This window comes from bacterium (genome assembly GCA_019637795.1).
GTDB lineage: Bacteria > Desulfobacterota > Binatia > HRBIN30 > CADEER01 > JAHBUY01.
Map to the genome: position 1 here is coordinate 102,968 of JAHBUY010000005.1, position 25,248 is coordinate 128,215.

29 protein-coding genes are annotated in these 25,248 nt (G+C 69.2%); 22 read left to right on the forward strand and 7 right to left on the reverse strand.

Features of this window, described 5'->3' with window-relative positions; genetic code table 11:
• Positions 1-32 precede the first annotated feature (32 nt).
• A complete protein-coding gene (locus KF840_17415) occupies positions 33-869 on the forward strand; it encodes a tetratricopeptide repeat protein (GenBank protein ID MBX3026687.1) in 837 nt (278 codons plus the stop codon).
• Between the two features lie 37 nt (positions 870-906).
• On the opposite strand, the gene yghU is transcribed toward KF840_17415, so the two are convergent.
• The 3 genes from yghU to KF840_17430 form a co-directional block, all read right to left on the reverse strand.
• A complete protein-coding gene (gene yghU, locus KF840_17420; GenBank protein MBX3026688.1) occupies positions 907-1,767 on the reverse strand; it encodes a glutathione-dependent disulfide-bond oxidoreductase in 861 nt (286 codons plus the stop codon).
• Positions 1,768-1,879: 112 nt separating this feature from the next.
• Positions 1,880-3,061, reverse strand: coding sequence for a cytochrome P450 (locus KF840_17425; protein ID MBX3026689.1), 1,182 nt, complete (start codon positions 3,059-3,061; stop codon positions 1,880-1,882).
• Positions 3,058-3,198 carry a hypothetical protein gene (locus KF840_17430; GenBank protein ID MBX3026690.1) on the reverse strand — a complete coding sequence of 47 codons (141 nt, stop codon included), beginning with the start codon at positions 3,196-3,198 and terminating at the stop codon, positions 3,058-3,060. The genes KF840_17425 and KF840_17430 overlap by 4 nt, the downstream gene beginning before the upstream one ends.
• A gap of 59 nt (positions 3,199-3,257) precedes the next feature.
• Here KF840_17430 and KF840_17435 point away from each other — a divergent pair, with 59 nt between their 5' ends.
• Positions 3,258-8,036, forward strand: a complete 4,779-nt coding sequence (locus tag KF840_17435) for a G8 domain-containing protein (GenBank protein ID MBX3026691.1) — start codon at positions 3,258-3,260, stop codon at positions 8,034-8,036.
• Positions 8,037-8,079: 43 nt separating this feature from the next.
• Here the strand turns inward: KF840_17435 and KF840_17440 are convergent, their stop codons facing one another.
• The gene (locus KF840_17440) at positions 8,080-9,291 is read right to left on the reverse strand and encodes a hypothetical protein (GenBank protein MBX3026692.1); all 1,212 of its coding nucleotides are present in this window, start codon (positions 9,289-9,291) and stop codon (positions 8,080-8,082) included.
• Positions 9,292-10,549: 1,258 nt separating this feature from the next.
• Here KF840_17440 and KF840_17445 point away from each other — a divergent pair.
• Entirely contained in the window at positions 10,550-11,539 is a 990-nt protein-coding gene (locus KF840_17445; GenBank protein MBX3026693.1) for a hypothetical protein, read from the forward strand.
• Positions 11,539-11,868: an HNH endonuclease gene (locus KF840_17450; protein ID MBX3026694.1), complete on the forward strand. Its 330-nt coding sequence runs from the start codon at positions 11,539-11,541 to the stop codon at positions 11,866-11,868. The genes KF840_17445 and KF840_17450 overlap by 1 nt, the downstream gene beginning before the upstream one ends.
• Here the strand turns inward: KF840_17450 and KF840_17455 are convergent.
• Positions 11,865-12,419, reverse strand: coding sequence for a tyrosine-type recombinase/integrase (locus KF840_17455; GenBank protein ID MBX3026695.1), 555 nt, complete (start codon positions 12,417-12,419; stop codon positions 11,865-11,867). The genes KF840_17450 and KF840_17455 overlap by 4 nt on opposite strands.
• 8 nt (positions 12,420-12,427) lie before the next feature.
• On the opposite strand from KF840_17455, the gene KF840_17460 reads away from it, so the two are divergent.
• The 5 genes from KF840_17460 (at position 12,428) to KF840_17480 (ending at position 14,816) form a co-directional block, all read left to right on the forward strand.
• Positions 12,428-12,931: a helix-turn-helix domain-containing protein gene (locus KF840_17460; GenBank protein MBX3026696.1), complete on the forward strand. Its 504-nt coding sequence runs from the start codon at positions 12,428-12,430 to the stop codon at positions 12,929-12,931.
• Complete coding sequence (locus KF840_17465) at positions 12,915-13,226, forward strand: transposase (GenBank protein MBX3026697.1); 312 nt, start codon at positions 12,915-12,917, stop codon at positions 13,224-13,226. Before KF840_17460 ends, KF840_17465 begins: the two co-directional genes overlap by 17 nt.
• Before the next feature lie 417 nt (positions 13,227-13,643).
• Positions 13,644-13,886, forward strand: a complete 243-nt coding sequence (locus tag KF840_17470; protein ID MBX3026698.1) for a transposase — start codon at positions 13,644-13,646, stop codon at positions 13,884-13,886.
• Between the two features lie 280 nt (positions 13,887-14,166).
• Entirely contained in the window at positions 14,167-14,520 is a 354-nt protein-coding gene (locus KF840_17475; protein MBX3026699.1) for a hypothetical protein, read from the forward strand.
• A 98-nt stretch (positions 14,521-14,618) separates the two neighbouring features.
• Positions 14,619-14,816, forward strand: coding sequence for a transposase (locus tag KF840_17480; protein ID MBX3026700.1), 198 nt, complete (start codon positions 14,619-14,621; stop codon positions 14,814-14,816).
• Between the two features lie 9 nt (positions 14,817-14,825).
• On the opposite strand, the gene KF840_17485 is transcribed toward KF840_17480, so the two are convergent.
• Entirely contained in the window at positions 14,826-15,077 is a 252-nt protein-coding gene (locus KF840_17485; GenBank protein ID MBX3026701.1) for a hypothetical protein, read from the reverse strand.
• Between the two features lie 177 nt (positions 15,078-15,254).
• Here KF840_17485 and KF840_17490 point away from each other — a divergent pair, with 177 nt between their 5' ends.
• The 11 genes from KF840_17490 to KF840_17540 all read left to right on the forward strand — a co-directional run bounded on the left by KF840_17490 (position 15,255) and on the right by KF840_17540 (position 22,066).
• A complete protein-coding gene (locus KF840_17490) occupies positions 15,255-16,175 on the forward strand; it encodes a nucleotidyltransferase (GenBank protein ID MBX3026702.1) in 921 nt (306 codons plus the stop codon).
• A 4-nt stretch (positions 16,176-16,179) separates the two neighbouring features.
• On the forward strand, positions 16,180-16,842 hold the full coding sequence (locus KF840_17495; protein ID MBX3026703.1) for a hypothetical protein: 663 nt from the start codon (positions 16,180-16,182) through the stop codon (positions 16,840-16,842).
• Positions 16,832-17,230, forward strand: a complete 399-nt coding sequence (locus KF840_17500) for a hypothetical protein (GenBank protein ID MBX3026704.1) — start codon at positions 16,832-16,834, stop codon at positions 17,228-17,230. Before KF840_17495 ends, KF840_17500 begins: the two co-directional genes overlap by 11 nt.
• A gap of 416 nt (positions 17,231-17,646) precedes the next feature.
• On the forward strand, positions 17,647-17,850 hold the full coding sequence (locus tag KF840_17505; protein ID MBX3026705.1) for a hypothetical protein: 204 nt from the start codon (positions 17,647-17,649) through the stop codon (positions 17,848-17,850).
• Between the two features lie 128 nt (positions 17,851-17,978).
• A complete protein-coding gene (locus KF840_17510; GenBank protein MBX3026706.1) occupies positions 17,979-18,497 on the forward strand; it encodes a hypothetical protein in 519 nt (172 codons plus the stop codon).
• A gap of 78 nt (positions 18,498-18,575) precedes the next feature.
• Entirely contained in the window at positions 18,576-18,842 is a 267-nt protein-coding gene (locus KF840_17515) for a transposase (GenBank protein MBX3026707.1), read from the forward strand.
• A 128-nt stretch (positions 18,843-18,970) separates the two neighbouring features.
• On the forward strand, positions 18,971-19,327 hold the full coding sequence (locus KF840_17520; GenBank protein ID MBX3026708.1) for a helix-turn-helix domain-containing protein: 357 nt from the start codon (positions 18,971-18,973) through the stop codon (positions 19,325-19,327).
• A 176-nt stretch (positions 19,328-19,503) separates the two neighbouring features.
• Positions 19,504-19,812 carry a transposase gene (locus tag KF840_17525; protein ID MBX3026709.1) on the forward strand — a complete coding sequence of 103 codons (309 nt, stop codon included), beginning with the start codon at positions 19,504-19,506 and terminating at the stop codon, positions 19,810-19,812.
• An 84-nt stretch (positions 19,813-19,896) separates the two neighbouring features.
• The gene (locus tag KF840_17530; protein MBX3026710.1) at positions 19,897-20,532 is read left to right on the forward strand and encodes a trypsin-like peptidase domain-containing protein; all 636 of its coding nucleotides are present in this window, start codon (positions 19,897-19,899) and stop codon (positions 20,530-20,532) included.
• Positions 20,533-20,654: 122 nt separating this feature from the next.
• Positions 20,655-21,071, forward strand: a complete 417-nt coding sequence (locus tag KF840_17535) for a (deoxy)nucleoside triphosphate pyrophosphohydrolase (GenBank protein MBX3026711.1) — start codon at positions 20,655-20,657, stop codon at positions 21,069-21,071.
• Between the two features lie 8 nt (positions 21,072-21,079).
• Positions 21,080-22,066, forward strand: coding sequence for a hypothetical protein (locus KF840_17540; protein ID MBX3026712.1), 987 nt, complete (start codon positions 21,080-21,082; stop codon positions 22,064-22,066).
• Here the strand turns inward: KF840_17540 and KF840_17545 are convergent.
• A complete protein-coding gene (locus KF840_17545) occupies positions 22,063-22,251 on the reverse strand; it encodes a hypothetical protein (GenBank protein MBX3026713.1) in 189 nt (62 codons plus the stop codon). The two genes, KF840_17540 and KF840_17545, sit on opposite strands and share 4 nt — an antisense overlap.
• A 186-nt stretch (positions 22,252-22,437) precedes the next feature.
• Here KF840_17545 and tldD point away from each other — a divergent pair, with 186 nt between their 5' ends.
• Together tldD and KF840_17555 are read left to right on the forward strand one after the other, a co-directional pair.
• Complete coding sequence (gene tldD / locus KF840_17550; protein ID MBX3026714.1) at positions 22,438-23,880, forward strand: metalloprotease TldD; 1,443 nt, start codon at positions 22,438-22,440, stop codon at positions 23,878-23,880.
• Positions 23,881-23,885: 5 nt separating this feature from the next.
• The gene (locus tag KF840_17555; protein MBX3026715.1) at positions 23,886-25,229 is read left to right on the forward strand and encodes a TldD/PmbA family protein; all 1,344 of its coding nucleotides are present in this window, start codon (positions 23,886-23,888) and stop codon (positions 25,227-25,229) included.
• Positions 25,230-25,248: the final 19 nt, after the last annotated feature.

Sequence of the window (25,248 nt, forward strand, 5' to 3'; positions counted from 1 at the left end):
TTTGCCGGCGCGGTTCGGCTATGGCCACCCGCATGTCGCCCATCGACGATCCGCGGGCGCGCTTCGCCGCCGCCGTGCAGGCGCCGGACGACGCGATCGACCTCGCCGAGGTCGCGCTGCTGATCGCCGCCGAGGCGTATCCCGGGCTCGACGGCGATCGCTATCTCGCCATGCTCGACGCGCTCGGCGACGGCGCGCGGGCCCACGTCGCCGGCGCCGGGTCGGACGACGCGCGGCTGCGCGCCCTGATCCAGTACGTCGCCCGCGAGCAGCGGTTCACCGGCAACCAGGACGACTACTACGACCGCCGCAACAGCTTCCTGAACGACGTCCTCGACCGCCGCACCGGCATCCCGATCACGCTCGCGATCGTCTACATCGAGGTGGCGCGCCGCGCCGGGCTGGTCGTCCACGGCATCGGCTTTCCCGGCCACTTCCTCGCCAAGTACCAGGGCGAGGTCGAGATCGTGTTCGACCCGTTCTTCGGCCTGGTGCTCAGCGAAGAGCAGTGCGCCAAGCGGCTGCAGGCGGTGATGGGCGCGGAGACGCCGTTCGACCGCGCCTACCTCCGGCGCGCCACGCCGAAGGAGATCCTGGTGCGCATGCTGCGCAACCTGAAGCAGGTCTTCCTGCAGGCGCGCGAGTTCGAGCCGGCGCTCGCCTGCAGCGAGCGCATCCTCCTCGTGCAGCCGGAGCTGCCGCCCGAGCTGCGCGATCGCGGCCTGCTCTATCACCAGCTCGAGTGCTACTCGGCGGCGCAGGCCGACCTCGAGCGCTTCCTCGCCCTGGCGCCGCACGACGAGAGCGCCGACGTCGTGCGCGAGAAGCTGATCGAGATCCGCCGCCACGGCGGCGCGACGCTGCACTGAGCGGCGGCCGCCGCCCCCGACGATCCCCGTCCCTCGCCTACTCCGCCTTCAGCCGGTCGAAATCGCTCGCGGCGTGGCGCTCCGGGAGCTGCGTCGCCGGCTCGCCCCAGGCGCGATTGACCATGCGGCCGCGGCGCACCGCGGGGCGCGCGGCGAGCGCGTCCGTCCAGCGGAGCACGTGCCGGTACTCGTGCACGGAGAGGAACTCGGCGGCCTCGTACAGCAGGCCCTTGACCAGCGCGCCGTACCACGGCCAGATCGCCATGTCGGCGATCGTGTACTCCGCGCCGGCGACGTACTCGTGGGTCGCCAACTGCCGGTCGAGCACGTCCAACTGGCGCTTGACCTCCATCGCGTAGCGGTCGATCGCGTACTCGATCTTCGTCGGCGCGTAGGCGTAGAAGTGGCCGAAGCCGCCGCCGAGGAAGGGCGCCGCGCCCATCTGCCAGAACAGCCACGACAGGCATTCCGCGCGCGCGCTCGCGTCGGTCGGCAGAAAGGCGCCACCGAACTTCTCCGCGAGGTAGAGGAGGATCGCGCCGGACTCGAACACCCGCGTCGGCTGCGGCGTCGAGCGGTCGAGGAGCGCGGGAATCTTCGAGTTCGGATTGATGGCGACGAAGCCGGAGCCGAACTGGTCGCCGCCGGCGATGTTGATCAACCAGGCGTCGTACTCCGCCTCCGCGTGGCCGGCCGCCAGCAGCTCTTCCAGCATCACCGTCACCTTCACCCCGTTCGGGGTGGCGAGCGAGTAGAGCTGCAGCGGGTGCCGGCCGACCGGCAGCTCCTTCTCGTGCGTGGCGCCGGCGATGGGGCGGTTGATCTGCGCGAAGCGCCCGCCGCTCTCCTTGTTCCAGGTCCACACCTTGGGCGGCGTGTACTCGATGCTGTCGGTCACGTGCAGCTCCTCCTCCGGGCGCGATCGCCGCGCCCGCCGCGGCAGTCTCCCGTAGCCAGAGCGCGGAACGCGGTCACCTGCAAGCCGGGGCCCTCGATCCCCCGCGCGCGGCTCAGCACGCGCGCCAGGGCAGCGTCACGTGCCGGCGCACGTAGTTGCCCTCGGCGTAGCGGCCGGCGGCGACGTCGACGTGGAAGTCGGGCCAGCGCCGCAGCAGCTCCTCCAGCACCACCCGCCCCTGCAGCCGCGCCGCCGCGGCGCCGATGCAGTAATGGGTGCCGTAGCTGAAGGTCAGCATCTTGGCGATGCGGCGCGTGACGTCGAAGGCCTCGGCGTCGCTGCCGAACTGGCGCGGATCGCGATTCGCCGCGCCGTAGCCGAGCAGCACCTTGCGGCCGGCGGGAATCGTCACGCCGCGCAGCGTCACGTCGCGCCGGGTCGTGCGCGCCAGGTTCTGCACCGGCGAGGTCAGGCGGAGAATCTCCTCGACGGCGTTCGGGATCAGCGCCGGCTCGGCGAGCAAGCGCGCCCGCTGTTCGGGCTGCTCGGTCAGCAGGCAGGCGGCGCCGGCCAGCATGCCGGTCGCGGTGTCGTTGCCGCCGGTCACCATGGTGAAGGCGAAGCCGAGGATGCGCGCCGTCGTCACCGTGTCCTCGCCGAGGCGCACCAGGTCGGTCACGATGTCGTCCGCCGGCTCGCGGCGTCGGCGCTCGATCAGGCTGACGAAGTAGCCGAGCAGCTCGCTGAACGGGTCGCCGGCCGCCCCCGCCTTGCCGCCCGCCGCCGCCTGCACGATCGCCTCGGTCCAGCGATCGAAGAGCGGGCGGTCGGCCTCGGGAACGCCGAGGTAATGGGCGACGACGAAGCTCGGCAGCGGCTTGCAGAGATGCGCGACGATGTCGACCGCGCCCGTCGCCGGCAACGCGTCCAGCCGCTCGGCGACGAACGCCCGCACCGCCGGCTCGATCGATGCCACCTGGCGCGGCGTGAGCTGCCTGGTGACCAGGCGGCGGAAGGCGGTGTGCGCCGGCGGGTCGAGGAACACCATCGGCATCGCCACCGCCAGCCCGGTGACGGCGAGCTCGTCGTACGCCACGGTGAGCCCCTGCGCCGAGGAGAACGTCTCGGCATCGCCGGCCGCCGCCCACACGTCGTCGAACCGGGTCAGCACGTAGAAGTCGCCCGCCGCCACGTGGTGCACCGGGTCGTGGTCGCGCAGCGCCGCGTACATCGGAAAGGGGTCGCGCCACGATTCGCCGCTGCGCAACGCGAAGCGCACCGGACCCGCCGTCATCCCCTCACCATCGCGGCGCCCGGGTAGCACGGCCGCGAGGCGCCGCGCCACTCCTCGACGACGGCGAGCGGCATCGCGCCGACGCTGTTGTCCACTGACGTGCGCTCGCCGCCGTTCCCCGGCGTCGCGCCAGGCATGTGACGCGCCGCACGCCCGCGACACATGCCTGGCACGCGCCGTGCTGTCCGCACCGACCATGGCGTCCCCCGCTCGTCCTCCCGCCCGTCCGAGATCCCTCCTCCGCCTGCCCGTCGGCAGCGCCGGCGCGCTCGCCGCGCCGCTGCTGGCGGCGCTGGTGATGGCGAGCGGCGGGTGTGGATCGAACGGCGGCACGCCGGCGGCGACGCCGACGCCGACGGGTCGGATACCGGATACCATCACCGTGCCCAGCGTCACCCCGACCCGCCCGGTGCTGTGCAGCGTCTACGGCGCTCCGGCTGGGGTCTGCGTCGGCGAGACGCCGACCCCCGGCGGCCTCGCCCCGTGCAGCGGCGCGGAGGCGAGCGCGTGCGCCGTCTGCGCCAGCAGCGGCGGCTGCTGCACCGCGACCTCCCCTCCCCAGTGCTTCCCGCTCGCCGGTGGCATCGTCAACACGCTGTGCAACGACGATCCCGGCGAGGCCTGCGAGGTGGTCCCCACGCCGACGGCCAGCGTCACCGCCACCTCCACGCCCGGCACGCCACCCGCCACGCCGACGGCGACGCCGGACATGCTCGCCCCGTGCAGCGGCGCCGACCAGAGCGCCTGCGCGGTGTGCGCCGGCAGCGGCGGATGCTGCACCGCGAGCACCACGCCGCAGTGCTTCGCGCTCGACGGCGGCATCGTCAACACGCTGTGCAAGGACGACCCCGGCGCGGCGTGCGTCGTCGTCGCCACGCCGACGGCAACGGGAACCGCGACCGCGAGCGCGACGCCGACCGCCTCCAACTCCCCCACCGCCACCGACACCCCGACGGGCGGCATCCCGACACCGACCCTGGCGCCCGGCACCTGCGACGTCGCCTGCGGCGACAATGGCCCGCCGCCGAGCTGCACGCCGCTGCCGCCGAACGCCGACAGCATCAGCGGCACGCCGCCGGACCTGATCGTCGATTCGTGCCTGGTCGTCGGCAGCGGCCAGTACGCCTACGGCTACGTCAACGTCGTCGACGGCGGCACGCTGTACTTCGCCGACGACGGCCAACCGATCGACTTCCGCGCCAGCTCGATCCTCGTGCAACAGGGCGGTCGGGTGAAGGCCGGCTCGTGGTGCTGCCCGTTCGGCTCCTACGGCGGCACGCTCGACGTCGGCCTGTGGGGCACCGACCCGACCGACCAGGGGCGGACGCCGACGCCGAGCACGCGCGGCATCGGCTGCGTCAACGCGCTCGGCTTCCCCGCGCCGTGCTTCTCCCACCAGCTCGTCGCGACGCCGCACTACTGCACGGTGGCGGGCTCCGACGATCCGTGCAGCAGCACCACCCCCCCTCCCGACATCGGCGACAACGCGCTCTTCGAGGGCGAGACCGATCACCACGGCGGCGGCCTGCCGTTCGATGGCGGCGCCGCCTTCGGCTACAAGGTGCTCGCCGTCGCCTACGGCGGCAGCCTCGAGCTGTTCGGCGCCAAGGGCGTCGATCCCGCCAACCGCACCAATCCGTCGACCGCCGACACCGCCTGCGCCGTGCCGACACCGACGGCGCAGGACGATCCCACCGCCTGGGCGGCGCTGAGCGGCGGCGGCTGGGCGCGTCTGGACGACACGGCGCCGGCGCAGAGCAGCAGCATCACCCTCGACCGCGCCGTGAACTGGCAGCAGGGCGACCGCCTGGTGGTCACCAGCACCGATTGGCACCCCAGCCACAGCGAGGAGGTGGTGATCGCCGCCCCGCCCAACGGCAGCGCCATCGCGCTCAACGCGCCGCTCGACTTCACCCACTCCGGCGACATCTACGACGTCAGCAGGGACATCCCCGATCCGCCGAGCGCCAACCAGCAGGTCGACACCCGCGCCGCCGTCGGCCTGCTGTCGCGCGACATCCGCGTCTACTCGCTCGGCGACACCTATGACGAGCCGTTCCCCTCCGCCGCCGACTGCGGCTACCAGGGCAGCGCCGGCGGCAACGCGACCACGCCCGGCCGCTGTTACTTCGGCGGCCACGTCATCGCCCGCCAGGGCTTCGCGCGCTTCCAGGTCCAGGGCGCCGAATTCGACCAGCTCGGCCAGGGCGGCCGCCTCGCCCACTATCCGGTCCACTTCCACATGGCGAAGTCGACCGCCTACACCAACGCCTTCCTCAAGGACTCCTCGATCCACAACTCGCTGAACCGTTTCGTCACCATCCACGCCACCCACAACGTCACCGTGGCGCGCAACGTCGGCTTCCGCTCCAACGGTCACGGCTACTACATCGAGGACGGCACGGAGATCGACAATCTGCTCTGCCACAACCTCGCGGTGTCGGTGCAGGGCTCGCTGGTCGAGTACTTCCAGGCCCAGGAACCCGGCAGCCCGACCTCGCGCTTCAGCCCGCCGATCCTGCCGTCGGTCTCCGCCGGCCCGCCCTATGGCAGCGACAGCTACTTCCCGGTCGGCTTCTGGCTGATGAACACCTGGAACGAGCTGGTGGGCAACAAGGTCGTCGGCGTCGGCGGCTACGGCTCCTGCTACTGGCTGCTCGGCTCCGGGGTCAGCGGCCCCAGCCAGCAGCTCAAATGGTCGACCAGCACCACCACCCCCGCCGGCTATGCCAAATACAACCAGGCGTCGGCGCGGCAGGCGCCGTTGAAGCGCTTCCGCGGCAACTCCTGCTCGACGGCGCAGTACGCGCTCGAGACCACCCTGCAGGTCGACCCGCCGACCTTCAGCGCCGCCAACTACGGCTACACGCCGGCGGTCAATCCGTACGACATCACCGACGACATGCTGCCGCAGGTGGCCGGCGACTACCTGCCGGTGCTCATCGGCGGCGTCGGCTGCGCCACCCAGCGCACCAGCGCCGACACCGGCGGCAACGCCAGCTCGTGCGCGCTCACCCTGATCGATCGCTTCACCACCTCGTTCAACTGGGCGCCGGTCGACTTCGGCTCCATCTGGCTGCGGCCGCAGTTCTACGCCTTCACCAACGGCGCCGTCACCGATCAGCTCTTCGGCGGTCTGACCTTCGTCAGCGGCGGCGCCTGGACGCAGGCCCCGCCGGGCTACTTCACCATCACCAAGGACAGCCTCTACGTCGGCAGCACGCAGCCGGAGTCGCCCGACGCCGGCCGCCTCGGGCCGGCGCTCGACATCGCCGACTGCGGCCACAACGCCTGCGCGTTGCCGGTCGACGGCACGTCGCTGTTCACCCAGGGCTTCCAGCCGAAACGCCTGATCAACATCTACGACGGCCCGTTCTTCGCCGAGGGCAACGCCTTCACGCACGCGCCGGCGATCGAATGCGACCCCACGGCGGTGACCGACGGCAACCCGCAGTGCGGCATCTACATGTCCACCGTGCAGCCCGAGAGCTGCGCCGGACTGCCGAGCGTCGAGGCCGATCCGTCCACCGCCGGCGGCATGTGCGTCATCGACGCCACGGTCGGCTGGAAGCAGCCCAACGGCTTCTACTACCCGCCCGCGTTCGCCTTCGAGAACACCGCCTTCGGCCCCAACACGGTGCGCCACAACGTCGTCGACCAGTACAACGACTACGTCCAGGGCAACCTCGCCAACCCCTCGCAGCCGTCGAAATACCAACCGCTCCAGACCTACAACGGCATCACGCCGATCGACGCCTCCACCATCCTCAACGACCTCGACGGCACCTTCACCGGCACCTGCTGGGGCGACGGCTGCGACAGCCTGCCGGCGGACAGCGCCCGGCGCCGCACCTCGTCGGTCAGCGCCAACCACTTCTTCGACGCGCCGTCACAGGCCCCCGAGTGCCTGAGCTACGGCGTCCAGACCTCCCCGAGCGAGTTCCTGACCAGCGTCATCGCGCCGCTGACCGCGGACGGCACGGCGATCGACCCCGGGACGTGGAATCTGATGGCGCCCTTCCCCGCCGTCCCCATCTACCGCCAGCGCCTGCTCGCCGACGAGGCGCCGTGCGGCGGGCCGATCTGCAACGGATCGACGTGGAGCTGCGACCAGGCCAGCTTCATGATGGGCGCGCAGAACGGCCAGGCGCCCTATCTCACCGCCAATGGCGGCGTGTACTACATCGACACCGACGCCGCCGGGCAGTCGACCGCCTGCATCCCCGGCTCGTCCTTCAGCCCGCCGTCCTTCTCGCCCGGCACGAGCTACGTGGTCTACCAGCTCTTCGCCAAGGCCGACTCGAACGTCACCTACCAACTCTACACCGGCGCCGCGGCGCCCGGGCAGTGGGTGTGGGTACAGCCCCACCTCACCATCGCCGGCGAGCCGAGCAACAACCTGGCGGTGACCCCGGTCACCGGCGACGACCTGCTGGCGGCGCTCAACCAGAACGTGAGCCAGAACGCCGACGGCATCCTCGAGGTCACCTTCGACAACAGCATCATCGCCGGCGCCGGCGGCCTGATCGCCGACCAGTTCGCCTTCGCCACCCGCGACGACGACGAGAAGTGCATCCCGCGCGACGCCTGCGAGGTCTCCACGGACAACACCCACTGCACCCTCGCCAGCGGCTTCGCCGAGCCCGACCTGGCGGACACCGTGACGTCGATCTGCCGCAAGTGGGCCACCCGCGTCGCCGGCACCACCGCGACGTCGGACGGCCTGTCGCTCTCCGACTGCCCGGCCAGCGGCTGCCTCGGCTATGCCTTCACCCTGCCGGCGGGCTGGACGCCGAAGTCCTACGCCGACGCCGGCGCGCCCCTGGTCACCTGCTTCCCCGACGACGCCACCTGGAATCGCCCCCTGCAGGTCATCACCCAGGACACCGCCGTCTGCAGCATCCCCCCCACGCCGGCCGGCTTCTGCCCCGCCCCGTCGCCGACCCCGACCGTGACGCCGAGCATGGAGGAGTGACCGCGCCGGCCCGGCCAGTCGCCAGGCACCGGACAGGTGGGGTCTATGCAAAGCCCCATGCGGCGCAGAGCGGCGACTCCGCTCCAGGGTTCGCTGGCACGTCGCCGGCGGCGACGAGGTGGAAGCGGTACGAACCCGCCGTCAGTTGGACGGTCAAGCGGGTCGCCGCCGGATCGCTGACCTGGGAACCGCGCCCGCTCAGGGTGAAGAGATCGCCGCCGATCCGCACCGCGCTCGACAGCTCGACCGGCATGTCGCCGCCATACAGGGTCGAGGCGACGGCGCGGCCGATGGCCGCGCAGCCGGATTCGACGACCAACGAGGCCGACGTGAACCGTAGCGCCTCGATGCGCGCGGCAAAGAAGGTATTCGGGGAGAAACAGGACGACGTCAGCAGCGAACCGCGCAGCGGCTCGATGGAGCCGTCGGGCAGGGTGATCGTGCTCTCGTCGGCGAGGCGGAAGACGACCTGTTGGCCCGGCGCCGGCCCGGCGGTTGGTCCGTTCAGGCTCGCATCGCAGGCGACGATGGGGGTCGGGGTCGGCGCGGACGCGCAGGTGTCGAAGAGCCCATCGGCGACGCCGGCCGAGTAGATCGCCTCCGACAGGGCCACGGGGTTCAGCAGGGTCAGGCCGACATCGACGCTGTACGCCCAGACGAGCCAGCAGCCCGCCACCCAGAGATGGTTCTGTCGAAGGGCCGGATCGCTCTGCGCTCGTGCGGACCAGGCCACCGCATCGAGATCGTGGAAGGCCACCGGCGCCCCGCGGCCGCGCAGATCGTCGAGCGCGGCGGTCGCCAGGGCGGCGTCGGCGAACGGGCGCACGACGGCGCCGAGAGAGTGCTCGAAGCGATCGCAGGCGATGGTGTAGGCGCCGTCGGCCGCGCTCACCTCGCGGCTCTCGCCAGGTCCCGATCCGCAGACGGCGGCGACCGCCGCCGACAGCGCGGCGGGAATCGTCGGCGTCACGATCGGCGATGGCGTCACCGTCGGCGTCGCCGCCTCGCCCGGGCAGCCGCTGAGCGCGTGGCCCACCGCTCGCACCAGACACTCGACCGTGACGCCGAGGTTTCGGCAGAAGGACCCTGGTCGGCACCCACACAGGGCAGCCAGGCATCCGGTGGGAAAGGCATTGCCGTTCAGCGCCATGTTGACGGCGGTGATGATCTCCTCGATGCCGACGATGCCGTTGCGGTCGCAGTCGCCGGTGCACGCGCATTCGCACCCGACGGCGCAGCGGTAGTCGGCGCACACGGCGGTCTCGCCGTCATCGCAGGGCGGCGGTACGGTCGGTCGACACTCGCCGGTGGGCGTGGCCGTCGGAGACGGGGGCGGTGTCTCGGTGGCGCAGTAACAGTCGCTCCGACACTCGTCGCGACAGAGGTAGGTCGTTCCCGTCGCGCAGGTCGGCGCCGCCGGTGGCGGCGCGCAGGTCGGCGTGGCGCTGGGTGTGGGCGGAACGGTGCGACACGAGCAACGCTGGTGGCAGCGCGGATCTTCACACACGAGCAGCGTGGGCGAGCACCCGCCCGGCGGAGGGCTCATGGAACAGGTCGCCGTGCGCGTGGGTGTCGGCGTCGGCGTGTTCTCGACGCACTCGCAGTAGCCGCAGGGATCGGGCGGGCAGACCCGCGACTCGTCCGGCCCACAAGTGGCCGAACCAGAATGCGGCGTGCAGGTCGGCGTGCGCGACGGTTCTGGCAGCTCGCAGCGCCCGGATATCTCATTGCACTCGTATGGCGCCGGATAGCCCTGGGCGCCGGGAAGAAACGGATAGCAGGGGCGAAACGGCATCGGCGGCCGCTGGCACGACTCCGCGAGCTGACAACAGGCCTCGGACCTCCCCGTCGCGGTCGGCGTCGCGGTCGTACTCGTGGCCGTGAACGTTGGACCTTCGTACCCGCACCCGGGCGCCGGGTTCGCCCCCGGCGTGCACGTTCGCGTCGCCGTCCGTGACGGCGTCACCGTGGTCGCGGACGCCAGCGAAGCGCCGAGCGCGCACACGAGAACCAATCCGATTCCCGACCGCCCGATGCCCCGCACGGTGAGTCCCTCCTGGCGCGCATCATCCCACAGTCGCGGAGATGGCGGGAAGCGCGGCGTTTGCGGCCTCCACCGCGCCCTCGCGCCATGTGCGCATGAAGTGCTACGTCCGGTCGCGTCAGGCCGAGGCCGAAAAACCCCGACCGCCCGCGATGTCGACGCCGTCCGACCCCATCCACGTCAGCGCCGGGATTCTCGTGCGAAACGGGAAGATCCTCGCGTGTCAGCGACGCGCGGACCAATCCCACGCCGGCAAATGGGAGTTTCCCGGTACGCATTCTCTCCCAACGCGTTCCGCGAGCCGGATGCGCGTGGTGTGCGGTCGAATGCGGTCATCGGTACCTCATGGTCCTACTTAGTACCGTTTGGTTTCGATCAGTACCGAATTACTTCTTGACACATCGAGAACTAAGCCGTACTATGGCGTCATCTCATCAACGAAAGGGGAATACTGATGTCGCCACAAACAATGACCGTCCAGGGGAAGGACATACCGTTCACCAGAGGGTCTATTCAGGTCGACAGTTGCGAACTGGACCCCGGGAACCCTCGCATCCAGTACCTCATTGGACAGAAGGCAGGGTCGATCAGCCAAGAGGAGCTCGACGAGCTCGTTTGGCAAAAGGACTCCGTCAAGGCACTAGCGCAGTCGATCCAGCAGAATGGCGGAGTCTATGAGCAGCTGATCGTCCAACGCCGAGGGGACAAGTACCGGGTCCGCGAAGGGAATTGCCGAACCGTCGCGTGTCGCCACCTGCTCGAGCAGTATCCGGGAGACAAGCGCTTCGCGACGATGCCGGCGATGATCTTCGATGTCGATCTGACCGAAGAAGATCTCGCGGTGTTGCTCGCCGACATGCACGTCGCGGGAAAGATCCGATGGGACGCTTACGAGCAGGCGAAGCACGTTCATGATCTCTTCAACGTGTATGGAAAGACCTACGACTGGTTGAGCAATCACCTGCGTCTCAGCAAGTCCAAGATCGTCGAACTTCTGAGTGCCTACTCGGCGATGACCGACTTCCTCGTTGCGAATCCTGCATCCGGTAATGTGAGGAAGTTCAGCTTCTTCCATGAGTTGATGAAGAAGAAGGAGCTTCGCGAAGAGTACAAGATGTTCGACGAGTTCAAGCAGCGGTTCCACCGGTGGTTGTCCGAAGGTCGGATCACCGACGCCAGACAGGTTCGCGCTCTTCCGGGAATCCTCGCGAATCCCGACGCCCTGAAGGCGCTCGACGACAGCGGATTCGTCGAGGCTTCGAGAGTGCTCATTCAGGAGGATCCGTCGCTGGAAAGCGACCTCTTTCACGCGATCAAAAAGGCGACCGAGAAGCTCAAGGCCGCGCCCGTCAGCGACCTGCAGGACTTGAAGAGCGGGAATCCGCAGAAGTTGATTATGCTGCGCAACCTCTATCGGGCGATCGACGACTTGGCGACGTTGGCGGAGATCAAGCTCTGATGTCACGGATCGCGGGAATGCCAAAGCCGCTTCGTCTACGTCGGAATCCCTCCGTCGCAACTCGACCGCGGACCGCGATCGTAGTCTCTGCCCGGAATGCTGATCCGATCTCGCACGATACCCGTATCTTCGTGTGGCAAAGGGACGGTGGGCGTTGTCGGAACTGCGGGTCGCGGCGTGATCTCCATTTCGATCACGTCGTGCCCCGCGCGTGGGGCGGTGCGAGCGTGGCTGCGAACGTCGAGCTGCTCTGCAGAGACTGCAATCTGCGGAAGGGAGCACGCCTCGCGCCCCCACCTCACGATCAGATTGGGTCGGATGCCCGCTAGGTTCGGGTCTTTCCCGTATCGCGCTCGCTCGACCATCCGTTCACCTCGTGATCGTCGAGCCGGTCGGCGTACCGGCCGCGGTCGCGGGCGAGCAGGTGGCCGTACACCCGTTGTGTGAAGTCCGGCGAGTGGTGGCCGAGCTGCGCCTGCACGTAGTGGGGCGGCGCGTTCTCGTACACCAGTAGGTGCGAGGCGTACGTGTGGCGGAGGAGTTTGAGGTTGAAGCGGCCGATCCCGACGCGGCGGGCGACCTCGTTCACGCGGCGGCGGTAGCGGTCGACCGGCGCCGGTTTCGACGGATCTTCCGGCGCCGGAAACACCCACGCGTCACGCCGGCGGACTGGGTCGAGGGCGACGACCGCCCGCTCGGTGAGCCAGGCGCGGAGCGCGGCGACGAGCTGCGGTGAGAGGTCGACTCGGCGCGTCTTCCCCGACTTCGGCGTGCCGGTTCCGAACGTGTCGTCGAACGTCCGGCGGACGATCGCGTACCCGTCTCGGAGGTTATTGAGTATCGTAAAATATAGTGACATTGAGCGGCGGATGTGATACACGACGATCCATGGGAAATCCGGCGGGGGTGAAGCGGGATTTTGATGAGTTGGAACGGCGGCGACTGGAGGCCGCGCGGTTACTGAAGGCCGGGGTGAAACCGGCCGAGGTGGCGCGGCGGGTGGGCGTCCATCGCCAGTCGGTGAGTCGCTGGGTGCAGCAGTTGGCGACCCACGGGCGGGCCGGGCTGAAGCGGGGCGCGCGGGGCGCCGCACTGACCGCCTCGCAACGCCGCCAGCTCGAACGCGCCCTGCAGCGCGGCCGGAAGCGCTCGGATACCCTGGGTTGTGGACCACCGGGCGCGTCGCGGGGAGCTGATCGAGCAGGAGTTCGCGGAGCGCTTCCATCCCGGCCACGTCTGGCGCTTGCTCCGGCAGCTCCGGAATTGGAGCACCAGCGGCCGACCGGGCGCCCTGGAGCGCGACGGCCCGTATCCGCTGGGTGGAAGAACGCGAGCACTGGCCCGCCCTTAAAAAAAAGCCCGCCGCGACGGCACCATCGTCTTCATCGATGAAAGCGGACTCAGTGAGCGCCCGCACCGCTGTCGGACATGGGCGCCGCGGGGGCAGACCCCGGTCCTCCAGTATCACTTCCACTGGAAGACGCTCTCGGCGATCGCGGGCGTAACGTGGTGGCAGTTCTACTTCCGGCTGTACCCCGGCACGATCAAGAGTCCGGAGATCGTCGACTTCTTGGGCCGTCTCCAACGGGCCCTCCCCGGCAAGCTGCTCATCATCTGGGATGGGCTGCGGCAGCACCGCAGTCGACTGGTGAAGGACTTCATCGCTCGCCAGGGTAGTGTCGGCTGATTGGTGGAAAAGCGAAAAGGCGTCATCATCCGGCGAGTTGTAACCCACAGCTCGCGCCCGCTGGCCAGAGCGGGTGCCGGAGGATGACGCCATGGGAAGCGATAGCAAGGGGACGAGACCGGGAGAAGCGTTCGGCCGCGATTCGATCGAGCAGGTGATGCGGGAGCGGATTCGGGAGACGATCGAGGTGTTGGTCGAGGAGGAGCTGGAAGCGGCGCTGGGCGCGGCGAAATCGGCGCGAGTGGGCGGCGAGCGAGTGGGCTATCGCCACGGCCGGCGGCCGCGGACGTTGAGCACCAGCGGGACCGACGACGTTCGCGCTGCCGCGTGCCCGGCTGCACGACGCCGCCGGCGAGCGCGAGTGGCGCAGCGCGATGTTCGAGCTACGCGCGGCGCACGGCGGGTCGACGAGGGCTGTTGGGGATCTACCTGAGCGGCACCAACACGCGGCGGCGCTGCGCGGGGCGCTGGCGCCGTGCTGCGCGGCGCGCCGCTGGGCAGGACGCGATCTCGCGCCTGGTCGGGCGGTTGCGCGAAGACTTCACCACGTGGAGCCAGCGGGACCTGGCGGCCGAGCAGATCCGCTACCTGTTTCTCGACGGCTGGTATCCGCGGGTCCGCATCGGCAAGAAGCGGGTACGGGTCCCGGTGCTGTGGTGACGCTGGGGACGTGCGCGGACGGGCGGCGAGGTGCTGTAAATCTGCGCGTGGCGGGCGAGGAGAGCACGGCCGCCTGGCCGGGAGGTGTTGGAGGCGCTACCAGAAGCGCCAGCTGGACCAGTGGTAGCGGTGATCGACGGCAACCCCGACGCAGGCGGCCCTGCAGGCGACCTGGCCGCAGCTCGATGATGCAGCGCTGCACCAATCACAAGCTCTGGAACCTGCTCATAAAGGCCCCCGGCGCACCTGCGCGAGGAGAACCGCGGAGGACTACCGCCGGATGATCTACGCCGCGACGGCGGCCGGCGTGGAGAAGGCGCGCGTGGCGTTCAGCCGCAAGTGGAAGCTGCGCTGCAAGGAGCTGACGTGGAGCAGCCTTCGAAGAAGAGGCGGGGAATCACTCTTCACCTTCCTGCGCGCTATCCCGTGGCGCAGTGGAAACGCACCGCCAACGCGCTGGAGCGCATCAACGGAGATTCCACGCCGCCGCACCAAGACCCAGGCGAGCCTGCCGAGCGAGGATGCCGTCCTGCTGCTGCTCTTCGGCCTGATCCGCAGCGGGCAGATCACCTTGCGGCGCATGGTCGGCTGGCAGGAGATGCCGGCGGTTACCCAACGGAGCAACGCGGCCTGACCGCATAGAGTCCATTACTGGTTACGCTGCCGGATGCGAGGCGCGACTCTTTTCCACCACTTGACCGACACCACCCTCGCCAGCGCGGCGCGATTCACCTGGAGTACCTGCCCGCCTACGCGCCGGAGCTGAACCCCGTGGAATACATCTGGGGGTACTGGAAGAAGCATGAGCTGCCCAACTTCTGTCCGAAGGACTTCTCGCAGCTCACCACCGTGGCGCGCCGCGCCTTGCGCCGAATGCAGCGCCGCCCCACGCTGGTGACCGCCTTCTGGCAGCAAGCGGAGCTGTTCTAGATCCCGTCACTATATTCTGCGAGACTCAATAACGTCGCCGACGCGAAGCCCGGTCGCCTCACCGACCCGCATCCCGGTCCGGGCGAGGACGAACGTCCGGAGGTAGTCGGCCGGGTCGAGTCGCTTCGTAGCTTCGGCGAGGAACGCAGTCAGTTCGTCGCGTTCGAGGGGCTCGATCTCGGGCGGGCGGTTCCGCGGCAGGTCATCGGAGAGGTCGGCGACCGGGTTCGCCCTCACGAGGCGGCCGATACCGTCCGACATCGACCTAGCCGCGGCTCGCTAAGCGAATATCATCACCCCCGGGGAACGGCCAACGCGCTTCCAGGCCCTTTTGAGTTGACTACACTAGATAGAGGGGTGTGTAAGAAAACTTAGCACCAGGGGTTGCAAATGGAGCTCGCCGCGTGGCAATCTCCCCCCGGCGAAAGGAGAGCGAAGATGCAGGTTCAAGCCCCGGTTAAGTCGCGCGATTGGGAGAACACGTTTGCGGTGTGGGCGCGACCGCCGAGCGAGGCTGAACAACAGCGGTGCGCCAACGCAGAACGCGCAGTGCGGGAAGCCATCCGCGCAAGCCGGAAGCTCCAGTACCGTGAAATCACCGTCTTCACTCATGGGTCCTTTCGCAACCGGGTGAACAGCCCGCGCGAAAGCGATGTCGACGTAGGCGTGCTCTGCGTCGACACTTTCAATCCCTACTATCCGCCCGGCATCACCGGCGATCAGCTCGGACACCAGCCAGCGACGTACGGCTACGCAACGTTCAAGAACGAGGTCGAAGAGGCGTTGGTCGACTACTTCGGGCGCTCTTCAGTCCACCGGGGAAACAAGGCGTTCGACATCCGCGCGAACAGTCAGTTGGTTGACGCTGATGTCGCGCCGTTCTTCGAGCACCGGCGGTACTTCGAACACGAAGGCAAGTATTACCACGAGTCGGGCGTCGTCCTGTTTCCCGACAACGGGTGGCGGATCATCAACTGGCCTGAGCAGCACTACGAGAACGGCGTGGCGAAGAACCTGCGGACCAACCGGGCCTACAAAGGACTCGTCCGCATCCTCAAATCGCTCCGCAACGAAATGGATGACGCCGGCATTGAGGTCGCCAAGCCGATGTGCGGCTTCCTTCTTGAGTGTCTCGCGTGGAACGTCGCCGACTCCAGGCTTGATCACGAACGGTGGGAGGACATCGTTCAGGATGCGCTCACGTCGTTGTGGGTCGACACGTTGACCGATGAGCCGTGCAAGGAGTGGGGCGAGGTCAGTGAACTCAAGTACCTCTTCCGACCTATTCAGCCGTGGACACGCGAACAGGCACACAGCTTCATCGAAACCGCGTGGGAGTACGTCGGGATCCGCCGATAGGCTGATGCCGACACGGCCGCAAATCGCCGCGCTGCTCGTCGTCGCCGGCATCGCATGGGGCGTCGCCCTTATTCTCAGCGGTACGACGGTGTCATGGGCACATGCCGCTCCCTTCGGGACAGCCGTGAGCGCCGTCGGCTTAGCCGCCACGGTCTTCAACCGGTGGGCGTGGAGATGGCCCATCGCGTATGGGTGGCTCTCAAAGCAGCCCGATCTTCGCGGCACATGGCGTGTGCTGCTTGACTCCGAGTGGGAAGATCCCGTGACGCGCCGGCGAATCGGGCCGATCACCGCCTACATGGGAATCGAGCAGACGTACTCGAAGATCACCATGCACTTGATGACGTCCGAGTCGGAGTCGTGGCTCACCGCCCACTGCATTGAGACATCAAAGAAAACGACGACCGGCTACACCGTCGTTGGCGTCTACCACAACAAGCCGAAGCCCGAACTCCGGACGGGGCGGAGCCCGATGCACTTCGGCACCTTGTCGGTCGACACGCACGGTCCCGAGCAGCGGCCGACCAGTATGGCAGGAGAGTATTGGACTGATCGCAAGACCAAGGGAACGATCGCTCTGGCCGATCGGCGGGCCGAGGTGATTACCCGCTACGAAGATGCGCACAGGGCCTTCGACGACGGAGACGGAGTAGCTCATGCCGGTTAGCTTCCAGGGCATCCAGAGAGGATCCCGCTACTCGCGCCAGCGGCTTGCTGCACTGTGGGGATACCGCAGCTTCCACGCGATCGCACGTGGCCTCGTGACCCCGCGGGACGACAACAAGCTCATCCTCTTTATCACCGAGGGCGAGGGGCAGCAGCCAACAGCGCAGCGCTACTCCAACCACTTCGACGGCCACACCCTCACGATCGACGGCCCGGACGATCACTTCGCCGAAGACCGCACCATCAACACCCGCGCGAACGGCGACGAGATTCACCTCTTCCACCGTGAGCACCCGCGCGACGACTTCACCTATTGCGGCCGGATCCGTCTCGTTGACCACCGCCTCTACACCGACCGCCCGAGCCGCTTCACTTTCGAGGTCGAATGATGCGCCTTGGGCGCTCCGGCGCGTGGAGAAGTGGAGCAATCGCGCTTTCCGTGTTGATTGCGAACGCGGCCGTGGCCGACGACCAACTTGGTTTCGCACGACAACTGAGCGAGCTCGCTGGAAAAAACCGAGCCGTCGCGGTTGCCAGTGTAGTTATTGAGTATCGTAAAATATAGTGACATTGAGCGGCGGATGTGATACACGACGATCCATGGGAAATCCGGCGGGGGTGAAGCGGGATTTTGATGAGTTGGAACGGCGGCGACTGGAGGCCGCGCGGTTACTGAAGGCCGGGGTGAAACCGGCCGAGGGTAGTGTCGGCTGATTGGTGGAAAAGCGAAAAGGCGTCATCATCCGGCGAGTTGTAACCCACAGCTCGCGCCCGCTGGCCAGAGCGGGTGCCGGAGGATGACGCCATGGGAAGCGATAGCAAGGGGACGAGACCGGGAGAAGCGTTCGGCCGCGATTCGATCGAGCAGGTGATGCGGGAGCGGATTCGGGAGACGATCGAGGTGTTGGTCGAGGAGGAGCTGGAAGCGGCGCTGGGCGCGGCGAAATCGGCGCGAGTGGGCGGCGAGCGAGTGGGCTATCGCCACGGCCGGCGGCCGCGCGGACGTTGAGCACCAGCTTGGGACCGACGACGTTCGCGCTGCGCGTGCCCGGCTGCACGACGCCGCCGGCGAGGCGAGTGGCGCAGCGCGATGTTCGAGCGCTACGCGCGCGGGCACGGCGCGGGTCGACGAGGCTGTTGGGGATCTACCTGAGCGGCACCAACACGCGGCGGCTGCGCGGGGCGCTGGCGCCGTTGCTGCGGCGCGCCGCTGGGCAGGACGCGATCTCGCGCCTGGTCGGGCGGTTGCGCGAAGACTTCCACGTGGAGCCAGCGGGACCCTGGCGGCCGAGCAGATCCGCTACCTGTTTCTCGACGGCTGGTATCCGCGGGTCACGCATCGGCAAGCGGGTACGGGTCCCGGTGCTGGTGACGCTGGGGACGTGCGCGGACGGGCGGCGGGTGCTGCTCGATCTGCGCGTGGCGGGCGGGAGAGCAGGCCGCCTGGCAGGAGGTGTTGGAGGCGCTGCAGAAGCGCCAGCTGGGACGCCCGGTGTTGGCGGTGATCGACGGCAACGCCCGGCCTGGAAGGCGGCCCTGCAGGCGACCTGGCCGCAGCTCGACGTGCAGCGCTGCACCAATCACAAGCTCTGGAACCTGCTCGCCAAGGCCCCGGCGCGCACCTGCGCGAGGCCGCGGAGGACTACCGCCGGATGATCTACGCCGCGACGGCGGCCGACGTGGAGAAGGCGCGCGTGGCGTTCAGCCGCAAGTGGAAGCTGCGCTGCAGGCGGCGTGGAGCAGCTTCGAGGAGGCGGGGATCGCCTCTTCACCTTCCTGCGCTATCCCGTGGCGCAGTGGAAGGCGCTGCGCACCACCAACGCGCTGGAGCGCATCAACGAGGAGTTCCGCCGCCGCACCAAGACCCAGGCGAGCCTGCCGAGCGAGGATGCCGTCCTGCTGCTGCTCTTCGGCCTGATCCGCAGCGGGCAGATCACCTTGCGGCGCATGGTCGGCTGGCAGGAGATGCCGGCGGTTACCCAACGGAGCAACGCGGCCTGACCGCATAGAGTCCATTACTGGTTACGCTGCCGGATGCGAGGCGCGACTCTTTTCCACCACTTGACCGACACCACCCGGCCGAGGTGGCGCGGCGGGTGGGCGTCCATCGCCAGTCGGTGAGTCGCTGGGTGCAGCAGTTGGCGACCCACGGGCGGGCCGGGCTGAAGAAGGCGGGGCGCGCGGGGCGCCCACCGCGCCTGACCGCCTCGCAACGCCGCCAGCTCGAACGCGCCCTGCAGCGCGGCCCGGAAGCGCTCGGATACCCCACCGGGTTGTGGACCACCGGGCGCGTCGCGGAGCTGATCGAGCAGGAGTTCGCGGGCCCCATCCGGCCACGTCTGGCGCTTGCTCCGGCAGCTCGGGTGGAGCTGCCAGCGGCCGACCGGCGCGCCCTGGGTACGACGAAGCCCGTATCCGCTGGTGGAAACGCGAGCACTGGCCCGCCCTTAAAAGCCCGCCGCGAGCGCCATCGTCTTCATCGATGAAAGCGGACTCAGTGAGCGCCCGCACCGCTGTCGGACATGGGCGCCGCGGGGGCGGACCCCGGTCCTCCAGTATCACTTCCACTGGAAGGACTCTCGGCGATCGCGGGCGTAACGTGTTGGCAGTTCTACTTCCGGCTGTACCCGGCACGATCAAGAGTCCGGAGATCGTCGACTTCTTGGGCCGTCTCCAACGGGCCTCCCGGAAGCTGCTCATCGCCTGGGATGGGCTGCGGCAACGCAGTCGACTGGTGAAGGACTTCATCGCTCGCCAGCGCGGCGCGATTCACCTGGAGTACCTGCCCGCCTACGCGCCGGAGCTGAACCCCGTGGAATACATCTGGGGGTACTGGAAGAAGCATGAGCTGCCCAACTTCTGTCCGAAGGACTTCTCGCAGCTCACCACCGTGGCGCGCCGCGCCTTGCGCCGAATGCAGCGCCGCCCCACGCTGGTGACCGCCTTCTGGCAGCAAGCGGAGCTGTTCTAGATCCCGTCACTATATTCTGCGAGACTCAATAGGGTCGCATGCGACCGCGGACACGGAACCGGGTTCTTTCATCGAAGCGGCCGAGTGATTACCGCCGCCCACGTCGTGGCGGAATGCGATCGAGCGAAGGTCGTGATCATAAACAGTGCGCTGCAACCAACGGGGGTCACGGCGATCGTATCGGACGCTCGGCTTGATCTCGCGCTTCTCACGACGTCGAAGCCGTTCACGGGGCCGACACTACCGATAAGCACGCAGAGCGAGTTTCAGTTCGGGATGCCTGTGTCCGCATGGGGCTATCCGGCCGGCTACAGAGGTGAGCGCCCGCTTCTCGCAGTCGGGTTCATCTCCGGCGCCGCGCAGGTCAAGACAGACGGCGGCGTCGCGCCCCGCTTCTTCATCAACGCGGCGTTCAACCCCGGGAACTCTGGCGGCCCGTTGTTGAACCTCGATGACGGATCGGTGATCGGCGTCGTGTCGAGCAAACTCGACCCGTACCCCAATGAGATTGTCGCCGCCCTCAACTTCTTACGCACCAACAGCGCCGGGTTCTCGGTCGGGGTGCAGTTGCCGGACGGGACAACGAGAGAGATCCATCAGGGCCAATTGCTCGGCGAGATACTAGAGTTCATGCGCGACCAGACGCAGACGGTCGTCGGACACACTACGACAACGCAGGACCTCCGCACCTTCCTCACGGCGAACGGAATCGAGCCGTAGAAGATGAGTCGCGGCCGATGGGCGCCGTCCCGGTCGCCGGCCCGCCCTCGCGCTATGTGCGCATGGAGTGCTACGTCAGGCCGCGTTAGGCCGCTTGAGGCCGAAAACTCCGACCGCCCGCGATGTCGACGCCGTCCGACCCCATCCACGTAAGCGCCGGGATTCTCGTGCGAAATGGGCAAGTGCTCGCGTGTCAGCGGCGCGCCGATCAATCCCACGCCGGCAAGTGGGAGTTCCCCGGTGGCAAGCGCGAGGCGGGCGAGACCATGGCGCAGTGCCTGCGGCGTGAGCTGCGCGAGGAGCTGGGGATCGACGTCGAGGTCGGCGCCGAGCTGTGGCGGCACGAGCACGCCTATGCGGGCGGCCCGCCGGTGGCGCTGGTGTTCTTCCGCATCGACCGCTTCGCCGGCGAGCCGCGCAACCTGGTGTTCGCCGACCTGCGCTGGGTCGAGCTGGCCGATCTGGCGGGGCTCGACTTCCTCGACGCCGACCGCGAGCTGATCGCCCTTCTGCCGGGTCTCCTGCGCGCCAGCCACTGAGCGACGCATTGACTGATCTCGGACGCTGGTATCACCTGACCCTCGCGATGGTCATGGTCGTTGCGCTCGCGCTGTTGGCCGGGGTGGCGGCCGGCGGCGACTGCGCCTGCCTCGCCAACGGCGGGCAGCCGGGTCCAGGCGACTGCCCCTGCGACGTCGGGCGGTGCTTTGCGGCCTGCGTCGCCGAGCGCTGCCCCGGGATGCCCGAGTGCATGCTCGACTGCTCGCGGCGCTGCGCCTGCAACGCCGCGCCGGCGGGCTGCTCGACGCACGTCGATCCCGACGCCACCCCGACCGCCATCGCGACGCCGCGCACGTATTCGGTGACCGCCTGCTACTCCGAGGTCCCGAGCTCATGGTGCAGCGCGTTCGGCGTTCCATATGAACCGCCGTCGCTGCGCGGCCCCATCCCCTCCAGCACCACACACGCCGCGACACGCGATGCCACGCGTCCGTATCCGTCGTACACGTTCTCCGATCTGGCGCCGGGCAACTACATTCTCGGCGCCGGCGGATGTAATCCCTTCGGCTGCCGGATCGACTCGGTGGTCACGGTCGCCGATGAGGACGTCGTCGTCGTCGCCACGATGGTCGGGCCGCGCCCGTCACCCCTGTTCCGCATCTGCGGCAGCGCCGCCGAGCAGCCCGGCGAGCCGACGCCGGCGTCAACCGTCCACGCGATGCTGCTGCCGTCCCGGCGGATCGCGACGTACGCATCGCCCGGCATCTTCTGCTTCCGCGAGATTCCGCCCGGCGACTACCTGATCGTCGCCACCCCCTACGACGGCGCGCCCTCGAGCTGCACGGCCGCCGGCTGCTGGCAGGACACCCCGGTGCACGTCGACGACGCCGACGTCGTCGACGTCTGGGTGCCCATGGACCCGCTGCCGACGGCCACCCCGACGCCGTGTCTCGGCGACCGCGATGGCGACCGGCTGGTGACCATCGACGAGCTCGTCGGCGCCGTGGCCAACGCCCTCGACGGCTGCCGCTAGCCAGGCGCCGATCCACCGCGGCCGGGCTCCTCGCGCGGCGGGTCGAGCACGATCTGCACGAACACCAGGTCGAGCCAACGGTCGAACTTGCGACCGACCTCGCGCAGCGTGGCGGCGCGGGTGAAGCCGAGCTGCTCGTGCATGTGGATCGATGCGCCGTTGGCGGCGTCGATGGCGCCGACCATCACGTGCTTGCCGAGCGCCGCGGCGCGCGGCAGCGCGGGGCCAGGCGCGGAAGTCGCCGGAGGCGGCGAAGCCGACGACCTCGCCCTGCCCGCTGTGACCGGCACGCGCTGCTCGACGCCTGACCCCGCCCGCAGGCGCGAGACCGTGCTACCGGCGGTCCGCCCGGCCTGCTACCGTGGCGGCCTATGTCGACCGCGCTCGAGCCACGTCGCTTCTTCCTCGATCGGTTCGCGCTCAACGAGCAGGCGATCGAGGACACCATCGGCACGGCCATCGCCCGCCAGGCCGACTTCGCCGACCTCTACTTCGAGTTCCGCACCTCCGAGGCCTTCGTGCTCGAGGAGGGCATCGTCAAGAAGGCCGCCAAGAACGTCTCCCAGGGCGCGGGCGTCCGCGTCGTCGCCGGCGACAAGACCGGCTGCGCGCACACCGACGACGTCAGCGTCGACACCCTGCGCCTCGCCTCGCAGACGGCACAGGCGATCGCCGACGGCAGCGGCCAGCGCGCGCCCGTGGCGGTGCGCCCGGCGCGTCCGGCGCACGACCTCTACCCGCTGGCGCAGACGCCGCTCGATGCCGCGCTGGACGAGAAGATCGCGCTGCTGAATCAGATCGACATCGCCGCCCGGCGGCTGGACCCGCGCATCCGCAACGTGATGGCGAGCCTCGGCGTCGAGCAGAAGATCATCCTGATCGTCAATTCGAACGGCGTCGTGGTCGGCGACGTGCAGCCGCTGGTGCGGCTCAGCGTCACCTGCATCGCCGAGGAGCATGGCAAGCGCGAGCACGGCACCGCGGGCGGCGGCGGCCGGGTCGAGCTCGCCTTCCTGACCGAGGGCGAGCGCTGGCAGCGCTGGGTGCGGATCGCCGCCGAGCAGGCGCTGCGCAACCTGACGGCGGTCGACGCGCCGGCCGGCGCGATGACCGTGGTCCTCGGCCCCGGCTGGCCGGGCGTGCTGCTCCACGAGGCGGTGGGGCACGGCCTCGAGGGCGACTTCAACCGCAAGGGCACGTCGGCGTTCAGCGGCCGCGTCGGCGAGCTGGTCGCGTCGCCGCTCTGCACCGTGGTCGACGACGGCACCCTCGCCAACCGCCGCGGCTCGCTCAACTGCGACGACGAGGGAACGCCGACCGGGCGCACGGTGCTGATCGAGAAGGGCATCCTGCGCGGCTACCTGCAGGACCGCCTGAACGCGCGCCTCATGGGCGCGCCGCTCACCGGCAACGGCCGGCGCGAGAGCTACGCCCACATGACCATGCCGCGCATGACCAACACCTTCATGCTGGCCGGCGAGTCGACGCCGGAGGAGATCATCCGCTCGGTGCCGAAGGGCCTGTACGCGGTCTCGTTCGGCGGCGGCCAGGTGGACATCACCAGCGGCAAGTTCGTCTTCTCCGCCACCGAGGCCTACCTGATCGAGGACGGCCAGGTCACCCGACCCGTGAAGGGCGCGACCCTGATCGGCAACGGGCCGGAGGCGCTGACCCGGGTGTCCATGGTCGGCAACGACCTGGCGCTCGACGAGGGCATCGGCACGTGCGGCAAGGACGGCCAGTCGGTGCCGGTCGGGGTCGGCATGCCGACGATCAAGATCGACTCCATGACGGTCGGCGGGACGCAGGCGTGAGCGCCCTGTCGCTGGAGGAGATCGCCGACATCCTGCTGCGCGGGGCGGCGCGGCACGGCGCCACGGCGGCCGACGTGGTGGTCGCCGAGGGCGACGCGCTCACCGTGGGCGTCCGCCTCGGCGCGGTCGAGAAGGTGCAGCGCGCCCGCGGCAAGCACCTCGGCCTGCGCGCCTTCGCCGGCGAGCGCAGCGCCATCCTGTCGACCGCCGACTTCTCGCCCGCCGCCCTCGCGCAGCTCGCGGCCGACGCCGTGGCGCTGGCGCGGGTCACCGCGCCGGACCCGTTCAGCGGCCTGCCCGACGCCGCCGAGCTGGCGACGGCGCCGCCGACGCTCGACCTCTTCGACCCGGCGGTCGGCGAGGTGACCGCCGAGCAGGCCACCGAATGGTGCCTCGCCGCCGAGACCGCGGCGCGCGACGCCGACCCGCGCATCACCAACTCCGAGGGCGCCGAATTCGACGGCGGCTCGCACCTGGTCCTCTACGCCGCCAGCAACGGCTTCTCCGGCAGCTATCGCAGCTCGAGCTGCTCGCTGAGCTGCGTGCCGGTGGCGACCCACGACGGCGGCATGGAGCGCGACCACTGGTACAGCGTGCAGCGCTACCTGGCGCGGCTCGAATCGCCGGAGTCGATCGGCCGCACCGCCGCGGCGCGCGCCCTGCGCCGGCTCGGCGCCCGACAGGTGGCGACCTGCGAGTGCCCGGTGGTCTTCGATCCCGACATGGCGGGGAGCCTGCTGCGCCACCTCGCCGGCGCGGTGTCGGGCGGCGCCATCTACCGCGGGCTGTCGTTCCTCGCCGGCAAGCTCGGCCAGACCATCGCGCCGGCGTCGCTGAGCGTCTACGACGACGGCCTGCTGGCCGACGGCCTGGGCTCGAAGCCATTCGACGGCGAGGGCCTGCCCACGCGCCGCACGCCGGTCATCGAGGATGGCGTGCTGACGAGCTACCTCTGCGACACCTACGCGGCGCGCAAGCTGTCGTGCCGGCCCACCGGCAACGCGGCGCGCTCGGTCGGCGACTCGCCGCACGTCAGCCCGACCAACTTCTTCCTGCCCGCCGGCACGGCGACGCCGGAGGCGATCATCGGCAGCGTCCGCCAGGGTCTCTACGTCACCGAGCTGATGGGCTTCGGCGTCAACGCCACCACCGGCGACTACTCGCGCGGCGCCTCGGGGCTGTGGATCGAGAATGGCCAGCTCACCTACCCGGTGAGCGAGATCACCATCGCCGGCAACCTGTTGCAGATGTTGCGCGACATCGAAGTCGTCGGCTCCGACCTGGTGCTGCGCCACAGCATCGCCGCGCCGACGCTCAAGATCGCGCGCATGACCGTGGCGGGTACCTGAGACACCGACGGACAGCGGG